This is a genomic window from Methanothermococcus okinawensis IH1, assembly GCF_000179575.2.
Classification (GTDB): domain Archaea; phylum AGJL01; class Methanococci; order Methanococcales; family Methanococcaceae; genus Methanofervidicoccus; species Methanofervidicoccus okinawensis.
In genome coordinates this window covers 757,772-779,044 of the sequence record NC_015636.1, presented here as the reverse complement: position 1 = coordinate 779,044, position 21,273 = coordinate 757,772, and the positions used below count along the sequence as shown (strand labels likewise).

The 21,273-nt window shown below is 36.1% G+C and carries 11 protein-coding genes, 1 tRNA gene, 2 rRNA genes and 1 pseudogene; 8 read left to right on the top strand and 7 right to left on the bottom strand.

The genetic code is table 11. From position 1 onward, the window contains the following. From METOK_RS03825 to ilvC, 3 genes are all read right to left on the bottom strand, one after another. The gene (locus tag METOK_RS03825) at positions 1-1,476 is read right to left on the bottom strand and encodes a phosphoadenosine phosphosulfate reductase domain-containing protein (protein ID WP_013866912.1); all 1,476 of its coding nucleotides are present in this window, start codon (positions 1,474-1,476) and stop codon (positions 1-3) included. 119 nt (positions 1,477-1,595) lie between these two features. Beyond that, positions 1,596-2,423, bottom strand: coding sequence for a sulfite exporter TauE/SafE family protein (locus METOK_RS03820; protein WP_013866911.1), 828 nt, complete (start codon positions 2,421-2,423; stop codon positions 1,596-1,598). 319 nt (positions 2,424-2,742) lie between these two features. Further along, entirely contained in the window at positions 2,743-3,732 is a 990-nt protein-coding gene (gene ilvC, locus METOK_RS03815; RefSeq protein WP_013866910.1) for a ketol-acid reductoisomerase, read from the bottom strand. Positions 3,733-4,047: 315 nt separating this feature from the next. Here ilvC and cdhA point away from each other — a divergent pair, with 315 nt between their 5' ends. The 5 genes and pseudogenes from cdhA to cdhC all read left to right on the top strand — a co-directional run bounded on the left by cdhA (position 4,048) and on the right by cdhC (position 11,532). Further along, on the top strand, positions 4,048-6,372 hold the full coding sequence (cdhA, locus tag METOK_RS03810) for a CO dehydrogenase/acetyl-CoA synthase complex subunit alpha (RefSeq protein ID WP_013866909.1): 2,325 nt from the start codon (positions 4,048-4,050) through the stop codon (positions 6,370-6,372). 126 nt (positions 6,373-6,498) lie between these two features. Next, the gene (locus METOK_RS03805) at positions 6,499-6,936 is read left to right on the top strand and encodes a carbon monoxide dehydrogenase beta subunit family protein (RefSeq protein ID WP_013866908.1); all 438 of its coding nucleotides are present in this window, start codon (positions 6,499-6,501) and stop codon (positions 6,934-6,936) included. Between the two features lie 17 nt (positions 6,937-6,953). Then, positions 6,954-7,409, top strand: coding sequence for a 4Fe-4S dicluster domain-containing protein (locus METOK_RS03800; RefSeq protein ID WP_013866907.1), 456 nt, complete (start codon positions 6,954-6,956; stop codon positions 7,407-7,409). Positions 7,410-7,632: 223 nt separating this feature from the next. Next, positions 7,633-9,893 (top strand): annotated as a pseudogene (acsB, locus tag METOK_RS03795) (acetyl-CoA decarbonylase/synthase complex subunit alpha/beta). Positions 9,894-10,116: 223 nt separating this feature from the next. Beyond that, complete coding sequence (cdhC, locus tag METOK_RS03790) at positions 10,117-11,532, top strand: CO dehydrogenase/CO-methylating acetyl-CoA synthase complex subunit beta (RefSeq protein WP_013866904.1); 1,416 nt, start codon at positions 10,117-10,119, stop codon at positions 11,530-11,532. 281 nt (positions 11,533-11,813) lie between these two features. On the opposite strand, the gene METOK_RS03785 is transcribed toward cdhC, so the two are convergent. From METOK_RS03785 to METOK_RS03775, 3 genes are all read right to left on the bottom strand, one after another. Beyond that, positions 11,814-14,791 (bottom strand): 23S ribosomal RNA (locus METOK_RS03785). 93 nt (positions 14,792-14,884) lie between these two features. Further along, positions 14,885-14,957 (bottom strand) — tRNA-Ala (locus tag METOK_RS03780). Between the two features lie 49 nt (positions 14,958-15,006). After that, positions 15,007-16,475: ribosomal RNA gene (locus tag METOK_RS03775) — 16S ribosomal RNA — on the bottom strand. The 16S and 23S rRNA genes sit together here with 1 tRNA gene alongside, the layout of an rRNA operon. Positions 16,476-16,735: 260 nt before the next feature. Here METOK_RS03775 and METOK_RS03770 point away from each other — a divergent pair. Together METOK_RS03770 and METOK_RS03765 are read left to right on the top strand one after the other, a co-directional pair. Beyond that, positions 16,736-17,017, top strand: coding sequence for a DUF2098 domain-containing protein (locus METOK_RS03770; RefSeq protein ID WP_013866903.1), 282 nt, complete (start codon positions 16,736-16,738; stop codon positions 17,015-17,017). Between the two features lie 167 nt (positions 17,018-17,184). Continuing rightward, complete coding sequence (locus METOK_RS03765) at positions 17,185-18,252, top strand: TIGR03576 family pyridoxal phosphate-dependent enzyme (protein WP_048057869.1); 1,068 nt, start codon at positions 17,185-17,187, stop codon at positions 18,250-18,252. Between the two features lie 135 nt (positions 18,253-18,387). Here METOK_RS03765 and argH read toward each other — a convergent pair whose 3' ends face one another. Beyond that, positions 18,388-19,851, bottom strand: a complete 1,464-nt coding sequence (gene argH, locus METOK_RS03760; RefSeq protein WP_048057868.1) for an argininosuccinate lyase — start codon at positions 19,849-19,851, stop codon at positions 18,388-18,390. Positions 19,852-20,008: 157 nt separating this feature from the next. On the opposite strand from argH, the gene METOK_RS03755 reads away from it, so the two are divergent. After that, positions 20,009-21,094, top strand: coding sequence for a hypothetical protein (locus tag METOK_RS03755; RefSeq protein ID WP_013866900.1), 1,086 nt, complete (start codon positions 20,009-20,011; stop codon positions 21,092-21,094). Positions 21,095-21,273: the final 179 nt, after the last annotated feature.

The window sequence follows — 21,273 nt, the reverse complement described above, 5'->3', positions numbered from 1 at the left end:
TTAATTTTTATATTTCCATCTCCAACCGCTTTTTACCCATTTCTCATCTAAATTATTTCTCTTTGCATAATTTATTAAAAAATCTTCCCATTTTTTCCAGAGCTCAGGATATAATTTTTTAATCAATTCAATTTCTCCGAGCTCCATAGCAGGACACATATAGCATCCTACTCTATCAAAACATTTTTCATATAACTTATTATAAGGTGCTTTGTTTTTAAATAAATATATCCATACATGCATAGCAGACCAATTTAATATTGGAGCAGAAAGCATTTGCTTTTCAATGTGGGGACTTTTCCAAATTCTCGGCTTTTTTGAACGGTTCATAGATTCATACTTCCTTAAACCTACAAATGTTAAACAACCATTTGGATATATATTATTTATTATCTTTTCAAGGGGCTTCATCTTACATACTTCACTGCACCATCTGTAATCCCTTCCAGGAGGTCCATATTCTTCAAGTTTCTCCCAAAAATCGTCTGATTTTGCTTTAATTATATTTATATTATATTTGGTTTCAACATCATTTATATTTTTTAAAGTTTCAGGGAGCTCCAATGTTGTATCTGTAAATAATACCTCAAAATTTATATTTTCATTATTAAATGCCTTAAATGCAAGTAAAAGCACTACAAGACTATCTTTTCCACCAGAATACGCAACTACGGGTGGCATATTTGTTCTATCTTTTATAGTATTCCTCATAAAACCTACTGAATTACTTTCAAATTTATTTATTGCATCCTCATTTGCTTCAATCATTTTATTTATGGACTCTTCGAAATTTCCTGTCTCTTTTAGGTAATTTGCCTCTTTCGGTGTTTCGGCATGCCTGACCTTTGCCACCATACCTTTTTCTGAATTGATTATTTCGTTATAATTCATTCTGGCTCTTCCAACCCCTAACACATGTATATCTTTAAAATTATTTTTTTCTTCATTTTCAACCAAAATGATTATATCATCATCTTTTGCTATATCTTCAGATACCTTTAAAACCCCAGGTCTTAAAACCGATGCATGTTTTTTTAGAATGAATGGAACAACATCTTTTTTTATAACAATTATTTTTTTATTAGCTCCTGCATTTATTATTCTCCGAGCTCCTTCAACAGTAGGTATTATTGACCACTTTTTTTCATTGTCATTGTCTTCTTTAATTTCTTCATTATACTTCAAAATCCCAAAAACTAATCCATCGTATATTATCTCCTTCATATAGTCTTTTCCTGGGATTTTATTTATTAAAACTATTTTATTTTTAAAAATATTTTCATTAACTCCAAAATTATTTTTTAATATATTGTTAATCATAAATATATCTTCTTTAAATGCAGGTCTTGCATCGGCGGGGGGCGTTAATTTTACAGGTGTTGTATCATTTCCACAAATTCCACATTTTTTATCAAGAACAGGCACATTGCAATTTTTACACCATTTTAAATGAATCTTTCCAAGTATTGTTTTCATAAATTCACCGGATATTATATTTATACTATTACATATTGTTATAGTTATATTTTTTATATTTATATATCTATATTTATAATTTTTTATTATTCTTTTTCATTTATTTTTAAACTAAATTATCATACTATCATTTTAATACCAACAATCATCAGTATAATTGACAACACGATCCTTAAACTTTCTGATTTTGTTTTATAAGCAATTTTTGCTCCATATTTAGAAAATATCATGGCAGTAGGTGATATAATTAATCCCGTAAGTAGCGAAACATAACCTATATTATAAATATTCTGGTTAAATGGACAGGAGCTAAACATATATCCCAACAACCCAACAAATGAAACGATTATCATCATGCCAAGAGATGTTCCAATTGCCGATTTTATTGGAAATTTTAAAAAAATATTTAGGAATGGAACAATTATTATTCCACCACCTATTCCAAAAACAGACGATAAAAAGCCCGTTAAAAAACCTACAACACCAATATCTTTACATTTACATTTGATATCGGAAATATTTCTGTTTTCAATTATACTCAAATTATTCTTATTTTTAAAATTACTATACAATATGTGCAATGAAACAAAAATCAAAAATATACCAAATAACATTTTATGTAAATTTCCACTCAAATAACCTACAACAATATTAACACCTACAATTGAACCAAATATCCCAAATAATCCGAGAATTAAAGAATATTTCCATATCACATTTTTGTTCAAACTATGTTTATGAGCTCCTGCAAGCGATGTCAAAAAGATTACAAATAAACTTGTTCCTACTGCCATTTTTACAGAAATATCCGTAGGAATGCCTATAAAATCAAATAGATATATCAATACAGGCACAATTATAAAACCGCCACCTATTCCTAATAAGCCTGATATAAAACCAATGAACATTCCCAAAATAACCAGTGAAAAGATAATGATTAAATCCATAATTTCACTAAAATTAATATTAACACTAATAAAATTAATAAAAACTAAGAACCTTACATTTTGCAAATAAATAACCAATAATTAACTATTAACTAAATAATTAACTAAATAATTAAATAAACAATAAACATTTAAAGGTATGAATAAAAAATAATAATTAAATAATTAATATTATAATTTTAATCTTAGCGTGGGTCATAATAATTCGTTTCCATTAACTTTTTAATTTTCATTTATATAATAACGATTAAATTTGTTTTAATATTTAGTGTTGATATTTAAAGAATATACAAAATGACCCACCCTAATATTAATCTTCTTAATCTTTTTCTAATCCACACATTTTTCTTAATTTTTTACCTGTTGTTTCGAGTAAATGTTCATTTTCCAATCTTCTCATAGCATTTAAATGAGGTCTGCCACTTATATTTTCTAATGCCCATTCTCTTGCAAATCTTCCATCCTGTATTTCTTTTAAGATTTCTTTCATTGCTTTTCTTGATTCTTCATTTACAACTCTTTCTCTTCTGGATATTCCACCATATTCAGCGGTGTTTGAAACATCATGCCACATTCCAGCAAGTCCTTTTTGGTATATTAAATCAACGATTAATTTCAACTCGTTGCAGGTTTCAAAGTATGCCATTTCAGGAGCATATCCTGCCTCAACAAGTGTTTCAAATCCTGCTTTTATGAGCTCTGTTACTCCACCACATAATACAGCCTGTTCTCCAAAGAGGTCTGTTTCTGTTTCTTCTCTAAATGTTGTTTTAATTACTCCTGCTCTTGTTAAACCTTCTGCCTTAGCCATTCCAAGAGCTATATCCAATGCATCTCCTGTTTCGTCCTTTTCAACACATACTAAACCTGGAACACCAAAACCTTCTTCGTATGTTTTTCTAACCATAGCACCTGGTGATTTTGGAGCAACCATAATTACATTTACTCCTTCTGGTGGAACAATATATCCGTAGTGTATGTTGTATCCATGTGAAAATCCTAATGTTTTTCCTTCTGTTAAATACTGTTTTATCTGTTTGTTATAAACATCTGCCTGAACTTCATCAGGTATAAGTATATGTATTACATCTGCCTTTTCTGCGGCTTCTTCTATTGTCATTACAGTATGTCCATCTGCTTTTGCCTTTTCCCATGAAGCTCCGTTTGGTCTCAAACCTACTATTACATTTAAACCGCTATCTTTCATGTTTAAAGCCTGAGCTCTACCTTGGCTACCGTATCCAATTACTGCTATTGTTTTATCTTTTACTGCATCAAGATTTGTATCTTGGTCATAATATACTTTCATTTTCACACCTCAGTTTATTATAAGTTAGTATATGTTATTTCTCAATATATATCTTTTTATTATTATGTGTTTCCGTAATTTATTGTTATATATTATACAATATAAAATATACTATTAAGTGTATCTATTTATTACCTTTAAATATTTATTTTATTTATTTTTTTAAATTATACTCAAAATTAACAATAATACTATTTTTTTATAAAATAATAAAAAGGTATATATATCTTATTTATGTGTAAATTATAATGATTAATAATGATAATTGATTATTTTTTATAATAATATTCATAACAGTTACTACTTGGTGGAATCATGAAAGTAGAAGGAGATATAAAAAAAATAGTATCACCATTATTAAAATCTAAAAACCTTAAAATAACAGGTAGTATAAAAATAGGAGATAATGAAGAATTCCATGAAGATTGGGAGCCTATGGGACCTACCCCTAAACCAAAAATACCTGATTTAAGAAAATGGGATTTCAAACTTTTAAAAAGATATCCTCCATTTTACATGCCAATCTGTGATATGTGCTGTTTATGCACCTTTGGAAAGTGTGATTTAAGTAGGGGAAAAAAGGGAGCCTGCGGTATCAATATAAAAGCCCAACAGTCAAGAATAGTATTGATAGCCTGCTGTATAGGGGCAGCATGTCATGCTGGTCATAGTAGGCATGTTTTACATTCATTAATAGAACGATTAGGAAAAGATTACCCAATAGACTTAGGAAACAGCATAGATGTAGAAGCTCCAATTACCAGAACCGTTATGGGCATAAAACCAAAAACACTTGGAGACTTAGAAAAGGTATTGGACTACTGTGAAGAACAGATTACCCATTTACTTTCAGCTGCACACACAGGTCAAGAAGGTAGCTATTTAGATTTTGAAAGTAAATCCTTACATGCTGGTATGATAGATGATTTAGCACGGGAAGTTGGAGACCTCGCTCAAATCGTTGGATATAATATGCCGAAAGGAGACATAGACGCTCCACTTATAGAAATGGGGCTTAAATGCGTTAATAAAAATAAACCTGTAATATTGTGCATAGGGCATAATGTCGTTCCTGGTGCCGAGATAATGGATTATATAGAAAACAATAATTTAGAAGATGAAATAGAGGTATGTGGAATATGCTGCACTGCAATAGATGTAAGTAGATACAATGACAGGGCAAAAGTGATAGGTCCTCTTTCAAGACAGTTAATGTTTGTTAGAAGTGGGGTGGCAGATGTTGTGGTAGTGGATGAACAGTGCATAAGAACTGATATTCTTGAAGAATCCATTAATACGGGGGCTGTTTTAATAGCCACCAATGAAAAAATGTGTTTAGGGCTGGAAGATTTATCCCATTTAAGCGAAGATGAAATAATAGCCAAAATATTGAGAGATAGGGCTGGTTTGATACTTGACGAATATAAAGTTGGAAAAGTGGCAACTGAGCTCGCAAGAATTATATCAAAAGAGAGAAAGGATAAAAAAGATAAATGTCTGCCTACATTAGAAGAGGTTAGAGTTCTTGCAAACAAATGTACAGAATGTGGATGGTGTGATAGAGTATGTCCAAACTCCTTCGAGGTAATGAATGCCATGATAGGGGCAAAAGAAGGTAATTTCGATAAATTTAAAGAATTATATAGAAAATGTTATGGCTGTGGAAGATGTGAATGTGAATGTGAAAGAAAACTTCCAATTGTATCCATGACTACAAAGGTTGGAGATTACTTCTTTAAGGATTGGGACTTTAAAATGAGGGCAGGTAGAGGACCTGTTCAAGATGTTGAAATAAGAAACGTAGGAGCTCCGATTGTATTTGGTGATATTCCAGGAATTGTGGCATTGGTAGGATGTTCCAATCATCCAAATGGTGAAGAAGAGGTTGCAATGATTGCCAAAGAGTTCTTAGAGAGAAAATACATAGTTGTAACAACGGGATGTGCAGCAATGGCAATAGGAATGTGGAAAGATAAAGATGGCAAAACATTATACGATAAATATCCGGGGGAATTTAAAGCAGGCGGTCTTGTAAATTGTGGAAGCTGTTTAAGTAATTGCCATGTTACCGGAGCTGCCATAAAAGTGGCAAACATATTTGCAAGACTTCCATTAAGGGGCAATTATGAAGAAGTTGCAGATTATATATTAAACAAAGTTGGAGCTGTTGGTGTAGCGTGGGGTGCTATGTCCCAAAAAGCTGCTTCAATTGCCACAGGGGCAAATAGGTGGGGAGTTCCTGTTATTACAGGACCCCACTCAACAAAATATAGAAGGATGTATTTAAGTGATGGAAAGGACTTTGAGGTATTTGACAAAGCCAGCAAAGAATATATGAAAATAGGTCCTGTGCCAGAACATCTTATAACATCTGCTGAAAATATGAAAGAATGCATCTGTATGATTCCAAAACTTTGTATGAGGGCATCAGATGGACCAAAGGGACGAGGTATGAAAGTATATCATTATGTAAGCGTATATGAAAAATATTTCGGATGCATGCCACCAGATTTAGAAAAATTCGTTAGAACAGAAGCAGATATACCATTTATGATGAAAGACAAAATATTAAATTATTTAAAAGAGAAAAATTGGAAACCTAGGGAAAAAATACCAAAAGACCCAACCTTAATATATTAATTCATTAATTTATTTAATTTTTATTATTTATTTTAATTTATATTAATTTATCTTAATTTACCTTTAAACAATATACTATACGATTAAGCAATATATAATGTCAAATATTTATTATCTGGTGAAAATATGCTTGGAAAAACTACACCTTATCAGCCTACTGCTGGTTCAAATTTAAACCATGCCGAAATTGTGAGCACAAAAATAGCCGTTAGTATGATTAAAAGAAGTAAAAATCCAATATTGATATTGGGACCTAAGGAGGAAGAGCTCGAATATTTAGAACATCTTAATATTGAAAAAATATATACTCCACGAGATATGAACTTATTAGATGCTATAAAAAAGATTTCTGATGAAAAAAAACATGATTTGGTAATATTTTCAGGTATAACATATTATTATCTTGCTCAGGCACTAACTCATCTAAAACATTTTTCAGATTCAATTACATTAACCATTGATAGAAAATATCACCCAAATGCCAAATATTCTTTTCCAAATATGGAAAAAGAAGAACATTTGGAGGCCATAAAACGGCTTGTAATGTTATTAAATAATCCATAAAATATATTGGTGGTAAAATGAACCCAAAGCTAATAGTTCTTGACCCTTCAAAATGCACAGGATGTAATGATTGTATCAATAAATGTAAAGAAATCCACGGTATAAGCAGAGTTAAAAAAGCAGGAAATATTCCAATATTCTGTATGCAGTGTGAAAATGCTCCTTGTATGAACATTTGCCCAGTCAATGCCATATATTTAAAAGAAAATATTCCTATTGTAAATAAAGAGAGATGCATAGGATGTGGAATGTGTGAAATTGCCTGTCCTATTGGGGCAATATTTATCGAGGAAAAGGTAGCACATAAATGCACATTGTGTTTAGATACAGACAGAATTACTCCTGCATGTGTGGAGGCTTGTAAGGATAATGCCTTAAAATTAATATGTGATGAGTGTCTTGATATGATAAAAGACGATAGAAGAAATAAATTAATAAAAATAATATCCGAAGAATGGAGGCAGGAAATTTAATTAAATGTCTAAATATTTATTCCATATCCGTCCTATATTTTATTACATTATATTTTATTACAAAAAATATTATATTATTTTATTTTTTATTAAATGTTATTATTATCTTGTTTTATGTATTAAACAATTATTTATATTATTTTTGGAAATTTAAGTGTATTAATTATTGGCTGTGTCATAACCAAATCATGAATACCTATATAAAAATGAAATTGGTGAGATAATGGTGGTTAAAAATATAATATCTGGTGGAAAATCAGTATTAAATTTAACTAAGGAACTTTTAACTGATAAAGAAAATAAAAATGTTGGATATCCTTCAACAAATTACAATCTTCCAATAATATATGGTTTATTGGGAAAAAAATTGAAAATATTGAGCAGTTAAAAGGGTTAATTAATTCTCTTGAAATCAGCGAAGATGAAACATTAGATAATGCCCTTGATGTGGGGGTTAAAACATTATTATGTGCTGAAGCCATTGAGGCATTAAAATATGCAGAAAATGAAACGCCATATAAACCTCCATATACAGGATTTATTCCTGATGAAATTATAAGGGATTTAGGTGTTCCACTTGTTGAAGGCAAAATTCCTGCTGTACTTGTAGTTGTAGGTAAAGTAGGAGATAAAGAAAAATTAAAAAAATTAATTGAAGATATTCAGAAAAGAAATATATTGGGCTTATTTATTGGAGATATTGTTAAAGAAATGGAAGAGGCTAAATTAGAGTTTGGATTGGATAAACTTCTTGTTCCAGTGGGGGATAGCATTACATCTGCTGCACATGCCGCAAACCTTGCAGTTCGTGTTCCACTTATATATGGTGGCATTGAACCTGGTAAAACGGATGAAATTATTGAATATATCACAAATAGGGTTCCTGCTATTGTAGTTGCATTAGGGCCTGTTGATGATATTACACTTGCAGCAGGTGCAGGATGCATTAAAGCGGGGGTTCCTGTAATTACTAATAATCCAGTGCCTGAAATAAAAGGTTCATTGGAGAGCTCCGATATAGAGGACATTGTAGAAAATGCCTTGAAAATGAAAGGAGTCGAAGTAAAAGTTGCAGAAATCGATATCCCAGTATCAGTAGGACCAATGAATGAAGGAGAAAGAGTTAGAGGTCCAGATATGCAGGTGGAATTGGCTGGACCGAAATCTTATGGTTGTGAAATTGTTCTTGTTAATGAAAATGCCAAAAATGGTGTTGAAATTATAGGTAATGATATTGATGGAATAGAAGAAGGAAGTAGAATACCATTTGCAATAGTCATTGAAATAAGTGGAAAAGGTCTTGAAAGCGATATTGAAGGAGTTTTAGAACGAAGAGTGCATGAATTTTTAAACTATATAGAAGGTGTTATGCACTTAAACCAGAGAGACCAAGTTTGGATTAGAATTAATAAAGATGCATACAATAAAGGACTAAGGTTAAGACATATTGGAGAAGTTTTAATAAATCTATTTAAAGAGAGTTTCCCAATAATCGAAAACTGCAATGTTAAACTTATCACCGAACCTGAAAAGGTTAAAGAAGCTATTGAAATGGCACAAAGTAGATACAAAGAAAGAGATGCAAGAGCTCGGGCATTAAGTGAAGATGATGTTGATACATTCTACGGCTGTGTTATGTGTCAGAGTTTTGCTCCAACGCATGTATGTATCATTACACCGGATAGACCATCACTTTGTGGTAGTATAAGTTACTTCGATGCAAGAGCTGCGGCTAAAATAGACCCTGAGGGACCAATATTTGAAGTTCCAAAAGGAGAATGTTTAGATGAAAAACTTGGCATATACGATGGTGTCAATAAAGTTGTTCAGGAAAAGTCCGGAGGAGCTGTTGAAGAATTTGCCCTTCACAGTGCTATGATAAAACCATGCACATCCTGTGGTTGTTTCGAGGCTATTGTTTTTTATATTCCTGAGGTAGATGGTTTTGGTGTAGTTCATAGGCACTTTAAAGGAGAAACTCCATATGGACTACCATTCTCTGCAATTGCCGGACAATGCAGTGGTGGAAAACAGGTTGAAGGATTTGTTGGTATATCAGTTGAATATATGAGGTCTCCAAGATTCTTAAAAGGAGATGGGGGCTGGAATAAAATTGTCTGGCTTCCAGAAGAACTAAAAGAAAAAGTTAAGGATGCTATTCCAAAAAAATTAAGGGATAAAATAGCAACAGAAAAGGATATTTCAAATACTGAGGAGTTAAAAAAATACCTAATGGATAAAAAACATCCAGTAATAGAGAAACTTGAAGAACATGATAAAATTGAAGATAAAATAGAAACAGAAGAAAAACCTGTTGATATATCAAAATCTAAAACCGAATTAACTGTTCCTACAATAAGCCTACCTGCTGGGTTTGGCGGTTTGCCATCTAATATGAAGATAATATTAAAAAATGTAGTTATAAAAGCGGAGGAATTGGTAATTACAAGAGAAGATTTAAAAACCAAATCTAAAAAAATATAAAAATATAAATAAATTTTAGTATTAATATTATTAAATTTTATTATTAAATATTAATCAGTTCAATTGATATTATTTAAGTTATTTAGCTTTTTTAACTTTTATTTTATTGAGTAATACAATTTTTAATTTTTTTCACAATAAGGTATATATATTTAGTTATTAAATATTCAAATTATAATGATTAATAATGATAATTTAGTATTATATTGGTAATGGTGAAAAGATGGCTGAAAATATTGAAATTCCTGTTTCAGTAGGTCCAATGAATGAAGGAGAAAGAGTTAGAGGTCCAGATATGCAAGTGGAATTGGCTGGACCGAAATCTTATGGATTTGAATTGGTTAAGGTTGTAGATGGTGCATCGGACAAAATTGAAGTTATCGGAAAGGATATTGATGAAATGGAGGAAGGCAGTAGAACACCATTTGCAGTAATAATAAATGTTAGCGGTGACTCCTTAGAAGAAGATTTGGAAGGAGTATTGGAAAGAAGGGTTCATGAAATATTTAACTACATAGAAGGAGTTATGCATTTAAATCAAAGAGATAGTGTTTGGATTAGAATAAATAAAGATGCTTACAATAAAGGATTAAGATTAAAACATATCGGTAAGGTAATTCAAGATATATATAAGGCAGAATTCCCATTCATAAAACATGTGGATGTTAGGCTAATAACTGAACCAGATGTAGTTAAGGAAGAATTGGAAAAAGCAAGAGAAATATATAATAAAAGAGACGAAAAAACAAAAAACTTACATGAGGAGGATGTTGATACATTCTACGGTTGTATCATGTGTCAGAGTTTTGCTCCAACGCATGTATGCGTAATTACACCCGATAAACCTGCATTGTGTGGTGGTATAAATTATTTCGATGCAAGAGCTGCGGCTAAAATAGACCCTGAGGGACCAATATTTGAAATTCCAAAAGGAAATTGTTTAGATGAAATTAAGGGGATATATGATAATGTGAATGAAGTAGTTTATGAAAAGTCCGGAGGTGCTATCAAGGAGATAACATTACACAGTGTTATGGATAGACCTTCTACATCATGTGGCTGTTTTGAGGCTATTACATTTTATATTCCAGAAGTTGATGGATTTGGAATAGTTGATAGGAGTTATAAAGGAGAAACTCCAATAGGGGTACCATTTTCAGCACTTGCTGGGCAGTGCAGTGGTGGAAGGCAGGTTGAAGGATTTTGTGGTATAAGTGTAGCCTACATGAAATCGCCTAAATTCTTTCAGGCCGATGGAGGTTGGAAAAGGGTAGTTTGGCTACCCAGGGAATTAAAAGAAAAAGTAAAAGATGGAATTTTAGAAGAAATGGTTGATAAGATAGCAACAGAAGAAGATGTCTCAAATATAGGTGAATTACAGGAATTCTTAAAAAATAAAAACCATCCTGTTGTTGAGAACTGGGGAGCTGTGGAAGAAGAAATTGTAATGGATAAAGAAGAAGTTGAAGGAGAAGAATCCTATGAAAGTGAAGAAACTGGAATATCACTCCCTACCATGACAATGCCTGCTGGATTTGGTGGGCTACCATCAAATGTAAAAATAATCTTAAAAAATGCAACTATAAAAGCTGAAAAGATAATAATAATGAGAGAAGATAAAAAATCTAAGAAAAAATAATGATTTATCTTCTTTCCTTTTTATCCTCTATTTTATACTTTTTTCTTTTAGTATTTTTAATATTTTTAAAATAGCATGTATAGCATAATGTTGCTGAACAAATTTTAACATTTCATTAAAGAGTTTTTAAAATAAAATTAAACATGAAAAAAATAGCAAAATTTACAAACTTTATAGATTTTATAAACATTATATTATTATATTTAGATACATGGATTATATATTTAAAAAAATATAATTTCCAAACGCATAAGCCCCCATATCTTTAAGTGTCCAAGTATCCTAAATATCCCTCGGGCGATTAGTACTAGCGAACTAAACACCTCGGGCGAACCCTCGGTGCTTACATCCCTAGCCTATCAAACCCGTCTTCTACGGGAGCCCTCGTCCCCGAAGGGACTGGCTGCCTGTTTTCAGGATGGGTTTCGGGCTTAGATGCTTTCAGCCCTTATCCCTTGGTGCGTGGCTGCTCGGCAATGCCCTGTCGGACAACCGATAGACTAGAGGCACCGGCGGTTCGTTCCTCTCGTACTAGAACCACCTTTCCCTCAGGCAGCCAACACCTCCAGCAGATAGCAACCAACCTGTCTCACGACGGTCTAAACCCAGCTCATGATCCCCTTTAATGGGCGAACAGCCCCACCCTTGGATCCTGCTGCAGATCCAGGATGGGAAAAACCGACATCGAGGTAGCAAGCCGCGGGGTCGATATGGGCTCTTGCCCGCGACAACTCTGTTATCCCCGGGGTAGCTTTTCTGTCATCCCTGGCCCCCATCGGTGAGGCACAGGGGTTCGTTAGGCCCGGCTTTCGCCTCTTGGTTGCGTATTTTGGGCAACCAAGTCAGGCCGGCTTTTGCCCTTACACTCAACAGCGGAGTCCTGACCCGCCTGAGCCGACCTTTGGGCCCTCCTGATGCATTTTTAGGAGGGTACCGCCCCAGCCAAACTGCCCACCTACCGGTGTCCCCATACTTGGGTGAGGGACATGGTCATGGGAGGGTGGTGTCCCATGGTTGCCTCCACCTCCCCTGGCGAGGAGGTTTCGACGGCTCCCACCTACACTGTACACCCACAACCATGCCCCAACGGCAGGCTGCAGTAAAGCTCCACGGGGTCTTCGCTTCCCACTGGAGGTCTCCGGCCTTTGCACCGGAATGGTAGGTTCACCGGATTCTAGTCGGGGACAGTGGAGGTCTCGTTACGCCATTCATGCAGGTCGGAACTTACCCGACAAGGAATTTCGCTACCTTAAGAGGGTTATAGTTACCCCCGCCGTTTACTGGCGCTTCGCCCGGTTGAACCCGGGGTTCACGTACCAGCACTGGGCAGGCGTCGGCCTTAGTACACATCTTTTCAGACTAGCTAAGACCTATGTTTGTATTAAACAGTCGGACCTCCCTGGTCACTGCGACCAGCAACCCCACTTATAAGTAAGGTCGCTGGCACCCCTTCTCCCGAAGTTACGGGGCCATTTTGCCGACTTCCCTCGACTAGATTCATCCGATACGCCTTAGGATACTCACCTAGGGGCACCAGTGTCGGTTCTGGGTACGGTCATCTAAAATCCATGTCAGTTCCCTTTTCACGGGCTCCAGAGCTCGACCAAACCGTCCTAACGGACAGCTCATCGTGCTTTCATCCGGTTCTCGTTATTACAACTCTCCCCGGACTTATACACTTGACTACCCTGACAAAGGCAGTTAGCCTACCCTGAAGCGTCAGAAACTGACCTTGCGTTGCCGCGTGTATTTAGATGGCACAGGAATATTAACCTGTTTCCCTTTCCTTCCAAAGGAGTTACCTCGGAAGTTAGGACCGGCTTACCCACAGCTGACGAACATTGCTGTGGAACCCTTGCCCCTTCGGCGGTGGGGATTCTCACCCCACTTATGCTGTTACTACTACCGGGATCTTCATTTCTACGAGGTCCACTTGACTTCACAGCCAAGCTTCTGCCCTCGCAGAACGCCCCCCTACCGGATCACCTTTCGGTGCCCTCAGGTCTCGGTGGCCGATTTAGCCCCGTCCATTTTCGGGGCCCCTGACCTCGACAGGTGAGCTGTTACGCACTCTTTTAAGGATGGCTGCTTCTAAGCCAACCTCCCTGCTGTCTTAGGCCAAGGACGCCCTTCGTGTTCACACTTAACCGGCACTTAGGGACCTTAACCTGAGTCACGGCTATTCCCGTCTCGGACATACAGCTTACCCGTATGCCCTTACTCAGAGGCTGCGGCGACAACAGGTTCGGAGTTTGACAGAGTGGCGAGGGCTTTCGCCCCCTAACCACCCTATCAGTGCTCTACCCTGCTATCTACCTAACCTCCGGCTAACCTTAGGGTTACTTCGGGGGGAACCAGCTATCTCCGGGCTCGATTGGCCTTTCACCCCTAGACCGAGGTCAGAAGAGCGCTTCGAACGGCAGCACCTCTGCAGGCCTCCATCCCTCTGATGAGGGACTTCACCTTGCCCCGGCCTAGATCGCCCGGTTTCGGGTCGTATGGCTGTGACTCCGGGCCCTTAAGACCCCGTCCCTCGGCAAAGCCTGCGGACTTGTTGGTTTCCCTACGCCTCCGACCTTTAAGGTCTTAGGCTCGCCACAACCATACACTCCCCGGCCCGTTTTTCGAAACGGACGGCACAACCCTGGACTCTGTTCCTCGTACTGCCCTTTTGCAAGGGGTTCCTTCGGAACAGTTGCCTTTGGAGCCATGCCATTCCATCCCTATCTGGTTTCAGGCTCTTTTCACACCCGATTAAGGGTGCTTTTCAGCTTTCCCTCACGGTACTAGTACGCTATCGGTCTTGGAACGTATTTAGGGTTGGAAGTCGATGCCTCCCATATTCCCGCGCGATATCCAACGCACGGTACTCAGGGACACCTCAAACTTAGGTTGGTTATACCTACGGGACTTTCACCCTCTATGGTGTGCCATTCCAGGCAACTTCGGCATCCCTTCCTAAGTTTTGAAGAGGGCCCATAACACCACATCTCCCTTGCGGGATTCAGTTTGCCCTGTTCCGCTTTCAGTCGCCCCTACTAACGGAATCTCTGTTGATTTCTTTTCCTGCGGGTACTAAGATGCTTCAATCCCCCGCGTTCCCGATCCTCACGGATCGCCCAAAAGGGCAGGAAGTCCCATTCGGAAATCCCATGTTCCACGGCTGTATGCGCCTCGCATGGGCTTATCGCAGCTTACCACGTCCTTCATCGGCGTTCCAAGCCAAGCCATTCCCCAGATAGGATATCGGATATATAGGATACTTGGATATCACCAGATACAGAGGCTTATACAAACCATCATCTAAAATCAGGTTTTCAGTTCATAACCCTATGGATTATGAACCTCGCTATGGACCCGGCGGGATTTGAACCCACGGCCTCCGCCTTGCAAGGGCGGCGCTCTCCCAACTGAGCTACGGGCCCAGTCCTCAGCCCGCAACCATTTAGTGCTTAGTAACGACCTTTTTTTCTTAGGAGGTGATCCAGCCGCAGGTTCCCCTACGGCTACCTTGTTACGACTTCACCCCCCTTGCTGAGCCCAGGTTCGACCCTAGCCAAAGGCTAGGGCCTCACCTCAACCCAACTCGGGTGGTGTGACGGGCGGTGTGTGCAAGGAGCAGGGACACATTCACCGCAGTATGTTGAACTGCGATTACTACGGATTCCAGCTTCACGTGGGCGAGTTACAGCCCACGATCCGAACTACGATTGGGTTTAGGAGATTTGCTTCCCCTTTCAGGGTTGCATCCCATTGTCCCAACCATTGTAGCCCGCGTGTAGCCCAGGGGATTCGGGGCATGCGGACCTATCGTTGCCCGCTCCTTCCTCTGGTTTAACACCAGCGGTCCCCTATGAGTGCCTTCTCCCCGGAGGAAGAAGTCGCAACATAGGGCACGGGTCTCGCTCGTTACCTGACTTAACAGGACGCCTCGCGGTACGAGCTGACGATGGCCATGCACCACCTCTCAGCGCTTCAGGTAAGGTCGTCAACCTGACCGTCATCATGCTGTCGCCCCTGGTGAGATGCCCGGCGTTGAATCCAATTAAACCGCAGGCTCCACCCGTTGTGGTGCTCCCCCGCCAATTCCTTTAAGTTTCAGTCTTGCGACCGTACTCCCCAGGCGGCGGACTTAATGGCTTCCCTTCGGCACCACCTGGGCCCAAGGCCCAGGTGACACCTAGTCCGCAGAGTTTACGGCCAGGACTACCCGGGTATCTAATCCGGTTCGCGCCCCTGGCTTTCGTCCCTCACCGTCGGACCCGTTCCAGACGAGTGCCTTCGCCATAGGTGGTCCTCCAGGGATCAACGCATTTCACCGCTACCCCTGGAGTACCCTCGTCCTCTCCCGGTCCCAAGTCCAGCAGTATCCCTGCCAGCCCTACGGTTGAGCCGTAGGATTTAAACAGGGACTTACTGGACCGGCTACGGACGCTTTAGGCCCAATAAGAGTGGCCACCACTCGGGCCGCCGGTGTTACCGCGGCTGCTGGCACCGGACTTGCCCAGCCCTTATTCCCCAAGCTATTTACACTTGGGAAAAGCCTATGCTGTGCATAGGCACTTGGGGTCCCCCCATCGCACTTTCGTGCATTGTGGAGGTTTCGCGCCTGCTGCGCCCCGTAGGGCCTGGGGCCGTGTCTCAGTCCCCATCTCCGGGCTTCCTCTCTCAAGGCCCGTACCGATCGTAGGCTTGGTGGGCCATTACCCCACCAACTACCTAATCGGACGCAGCCCCATCCTCAGGCGGATGTCCTTTCAAGGAAGGATCATTCCAGACCTCTTCCCCTATGGGGTATTATCCTCAGTTTCCCAAGGTTATCCCCCACCTGAGGGCAGGTTAGCCACGTGTTACTGAGCCGTCCGCCATGGACCGAAGTCCATAGACTCGCATGGCTTAGTCGAACCCCAATAGCAGTGGCCTCCGGCGGGATCAACCGGAATTATTTGCTAAGCATAGCTTAGCAAACACTCTTTGGAGTCGGTCAAAAAGTTTTGGAATTGACTAGGTCGTTACTAAGTATCACTTGGTTGCGGGCTTACATCAAACCTGAGCTCCTATATTTTTCTATCTTTTCTCAGGCTATCATTGACTGCATAATATGATGGTGGTTTGGATAATGTATTGTTTTTAGGTTTGGAACAATATTATTTATTATTTAAATTATAATATATTATTTAGTTTATTTAGAATTGGTGATATTATGGCACTTGACATAAACCATAAAGAGATTACAGTAGGTTCTTATGTAAAATATATTAACACTGGAACCAAGGGTATTGTCAAAGACATAAAAAAAGAAGATGACACGGAGTGGGTCTTATTAGACAATGATTTGATGTATAAACCACATACATTAGAAATCATAGAATTTAAAGAGAAAAAAGAAGAAAAAGAAATTAATGAAGAAGAAGTAGAAGACCTACTCAAAAGAGAAGAAATATCTGGCGTTGATACAAACATAGATGCCTGTGGTGCAGGTTAATATAATCATTTTTATTATATTTTTTATTTTACAATATATTATCAAAATTTTTTTATAAAATTATTAATATTTTTAATTTATTTTTATATTAATTTTACTATGTTAAATTTTCAGTGCAATTATATTATATTACATTATATAATTAAATGATATACGTTGGTGATGTTATGAACAATAATACATCTGAATTAAATAGATTGGAAAAAGCCAGAAAAATAATCCGTGACATAATAAAAGAAAAGGGACGGGAATATTTATATGATTTAACAGGTATTGCAGGAGGATTTATTATTCACAAAACAGATTTGGAATTATTAGAAACTTATGTTGGTCCAGCCATATTTTCAGAAAAATTAAATGAAGTAGGAGTTTTACACTTTGGAGGAGCTCCTTCAATTCATAAGGCTGTGGGATTTAACAGAACATCTGCGGCAATTTTCTCCACAATAATGGCTTTATCAAATGATATAACTAATGTAATTCATTATGTTCCAAAAAAACCATCTCATCCATCAATTCCAAGAAGTTGCAAAATATTTAACCTCTATTACTTTGAAAGCGATAATGTGGATGAAATATTAAATAGAATAAATGAAAAAACCTTAACTATTATTACAGGAGCTACGATGGACCATAAAATCGTAGAGTTAGAAAATTTAAAGAAAATAATAAACTCATGTAATGAAAAAAATAGCATTGTATTTATAGACGACGCCTCAGGTGCAAGATTGAGATTATTATACAATCAGCCCCCAGCACTTAAAATTAATGCTGATTTAGCGGTTACAAGCACCGATAAATTAATGGATGGTCCAAGGGCTGGTTTGTTGTGTGGAAAAAAGGATTTAGTTGATAAAATATATAACGAAGGTTTAAAATTTGGCTTAGAGGCTCAGGCACCCATTTTAGCAGCTATGGTAAATGCATTAAAAAGCTTCAAATTGGACAATTTAAAAGAGGCTTTAAAAAGAACAGAAAATATTGATTTAAGCCCATTAATTAATGCAGGTTTTGAATGTGAAAAAACCCCCACTGGATTTATTATAAAAAATCTTTCAGAAGAGGAATATATCAATGTTGCTTTGAAAATGCTTGAAAACTATGGAATAATTACAATCACCGCAGCAGGAATGCCCGGTGCAAGCAAAACATTAAGAATAGACTTCTGTTCAAAAGATGCCAAAAGACTAACTGATGATTATATAATTAATGCCATTATCAATTCAAGAATATAATGTATTAAATAAAATAAAAATATGGAAATAATAATGAGAATAAATATAATAGATAATAAATAAAAATTAATTAAAAATATAAATTTAATTTTTTATTTTAATGATATAATTAATGATGATGGAATTACACCATTATTATTCATTAAATATACTTAATAATTCTTTTTTAACCCTTTCAATTTTTTCAATTTTTTCATTTATCTCGTTCTCATAATTGGATACCCTTTCTTTGTAGGAATATATAGCTCTTTCAACTTCCTCAGGAGCTGGACCTCCAATAACCTTTCTCATTTTTACATTTTCCATAGGATTAAGTGCCTTTTCTATCATGGATTTATCGAGCTCTAAACCATACCTATTCAAAACCTCATCAATTACTTCATCCATATTTTTATTCCTTTCAATAGCTATCCTTACAACCTCTCCAACAATTCCATGGGCTGTTCTAAATGGAATACCGCACTCTCTAACAAGAGTATCTGCGAGCTCCGTTGCTGTGGAATAATTCTTCTCTGCAAGTTCTTTCATTCTATCAGTATTTACCTTCAATGTTGAAATCATTCCATCGATTATGTTTATCGTATCACTTACTGTATAAACGCTTTTCCATAAATGAGGACTTATTTCCTGTAAATCCCTATTGTAAGTATTTGGAAGTGCCTTCAATATGGTTAAAACACTAACTAAATTTCCGTTTAAGGTTGATAACTTTGCCCTTGCAATCTCTGCCACATCTGGATTCTTTTTTTGAGGCATTATTGATGAGGTTGAAGTATATTCATTTGCCAAGGTTATAGTTCCAAATTCATAGGTTGAAAAAAGCACCAATTCTTCACAAATTTTTGACAGATTTATTCCCAATATTGATAGGTTAGACATTGTTTCCACTATAAAATCCCTTGAAGAAACCCCATCCATTGAATTTTCTATAAGGGCATCAAATCCCAAAAGTTCCATTGTTCTTTTCCTATCTATATCAAAACCTGTTGTTGCCATTGCACCGCATCCAAGTGGTGAAATGTTTATTCTTTTGTATGCATCCAATAACCTTAAAATATCCCTTTCTATTGCTGAAACATAGCTTAAAAGATGATGTGCATAGGTTGTAGGTTGTGCATGTTGTAAATGGGTGTATCCTATTGTAAGCGTCTCCTTATGTTCCATTGCAAGATTTAAAATATTTTTCTCCATATTTATTAGTTGTTTTAATATTTGAAGTATCTTTTCTCTAAGTGCCATTCTTAAATCTGTTGCAACCTCATCATTTCTACTTCTTCCTGTATGCATTCTTCCTGCAATATCTTCCCCAAGTTTTTTTATGAGCTCACTTTCAATCACCATATGTATATCATCGAGAGAAGGGTCTAAATTCAAAGATTCCATTCCATTTTTAAATATATTTATTAATTCTTTTATTATTTCTTTTCCATCCTCTTCTGAAACAATGTTTTTTTCCATTAACATCTTTGTATGGGCAATATCACAAAGTATATCGCTTTCAAATATCTCTTTATCGAAATTTAGACTTGTTGTATATAGCATTACATCCTCTTTTACGGAGCTCCCAAGTCTTCCCCTTCTTAAAATATTATTGTTCATAAATATCACCGTAATCTTCATAAATAAAAAATAAGAAATAAACAATAAATAAAAAATTATTGAATTTTAATAGATTATTATAAACTTATAAAATTAAATTATAAATAGTTATAAAATATAAATTATATAATAATATTATTCATTTGGTGTAGTATTTATGTTTTGGGAAAATCTTAATAAAATAAAGGATTTAGACTTTTTTGATGAAATTACCGATAATCATAACATAAAATTAATTAAATACTTTTTAAAATACATATTTAAAGATGACGATTCATATCACGAACTTTTAAATGCATATATCGGCATAGATAAGGAATTTAAAAATATATTAATCAATTATTTAACACTTATAATTATAGCAAATACGAAATATTACAATTTATATATTAAGAAATATGCTGAAAAAAACTATAAAGATGTTATGAACAAATTACCAAATGAAATTTCTATATGGGAATTTATAGATACTGCATCACTATCCCGAAACAATGACCTACATCTCGAAAGAATGGATTTGGATAAGGGATTTGTAAATATATACCGTGTAAAAAAAACCTATGCCATAGAGCTCATAAGGGTAAAACTTAAAGAGATGGTTGAAAGAATAAAATCATATGAGCTCCCAAAGGAAGTAAAAAATAACGAAAAAATAAAAGATATTATAACCTTTATAGGAAGTATCGTTAAATTTGAAGGAATAGCCGAAGGAATAAAAATATCAGGATTTAAGGGAGATATACCAAAGGAATGGCATCCACCATGTATTAGAGGCATATTGGAAGATATACTAAGTGGAGGTTCTCCATCCCATTATGCAAGAAGAAGTTTTGTAGTTTATTGGTTCTGTGCAAAATTCAATCCAAATTTAAGACCTATTGAAAATGGAGAATTGGTAAATATTGGTGCATTGGATATTGCAAAGGACAATGAAATAGAGGACTTTTTAAATGAAATTGTTGCAATGTTTAACACAGTAGGGGATTTTGATGCAGATAAAACAAAATACTATATAAGCCATAACATAGGATACAAGGTAGCAAACCACATTACCCATTGCGAATACTGCAAAAATTGGAAAGAGGATGGCGGAAAAGGGCTTAGTTATTACTGCAAACCAGATGATATATGCAGAATGAAAAATAAAAATGGAAAACCTGTAATAATTCATCCCTTGGATTATCTGTGTTATAATATAAATAAATATCAGAATAGCAAAAAAGAAAAGAAAGAGAAAAAATAAAAATAAATTAAAAATAATAATAACAGCATATTAAATTAAATAAATTAAAAATATATATAAATACATACATAAATCATAAGCATTATTTAAAGAGATACAGTTAATATAGTAAAAACTAATTAAAATAAAAATAATTCCTTTAATTTTTTAAAGTAAGTTTTAGTTTTAATATTTACATA

Excerpts from the sequence above, each read along its gene's own strand:
- METOK_RS03825 (WP_013866912.1), bottom strand. The coding sequence starts at position 1,476 with ATGAAAACAATACTTGGAAAGATTCATTTAAAATGGTGTAAAAATTGC.
- METOK_RS03820 (WP_013866911.1), bottom strand. The coding sequence starts at position 2,423 with ATGGATTTAATCATTATCTTTTCACTGGTTATTTTGGGAATGTTCATT.
- ilvC (WP_013866910.1), bottom strand. The coding sequence starts at position 3,732 with ATGAAAGTATATTATGACCAAGATACAAATCTTGATGCAGTAAAAGAT.
- cdhA (WP_013866909.1), top strand. The coding sequence starts at position 4,048 with ATGAAAGTAGAAGGAGATATAAAAAAAATAGTATCACCATTATTAAAA.
- METOK_RS03805 (WP_013866908.1), top strand. The coding sequence starts at position 6,499 with ATGCTTGGAAAAACTACACCTTATCAGCCTACTGCTGGTTCAAATTTA.
- METOK_RS03800 (WP_013866907.1), top strand. The coding sequence starts at position 6,954 with ATGAACCCAAAGCTAATAGTTCTTGACCCTTCAAAATGCACAGGATGT.
- cdhC (WP_013866904.1), top strand. The coding sequence starts at position 10,117 with ATGGCTGAAAATATTGAAATTCCTGTTTCAGTAGGTCCAATGAATGAA.
- METOK_RS03770 (WP_013866903.1), top strand. The coding sequence starts at position 16,736 with ATGGCACTTGACATAAACCATAAAGAGATTACAGTAGGTTCTTATGTA.
- METOK_RS03765 (WP_048057869.1), top strand. The coding sequence starts at position 17,185 with ATGAACAATAATACATCTGAATTAAATAGATTGGAAAAAGCCAGAAAA.
- argH (WP_048057868.1), bottom strand. The coding sequence starts at position 19,851 with ATGAACAATAATATTTTAAGAAGGGGAAGACTTGGGAGCTCCGTAAAA.
- METOK_RS03755 (WP_013866900.1), top strand. The coding sequence starts at position 20,009 with ATGTTTTGGGAAAATCTTAATAAAATAAAGGATTTAGACTTTTTTGAT.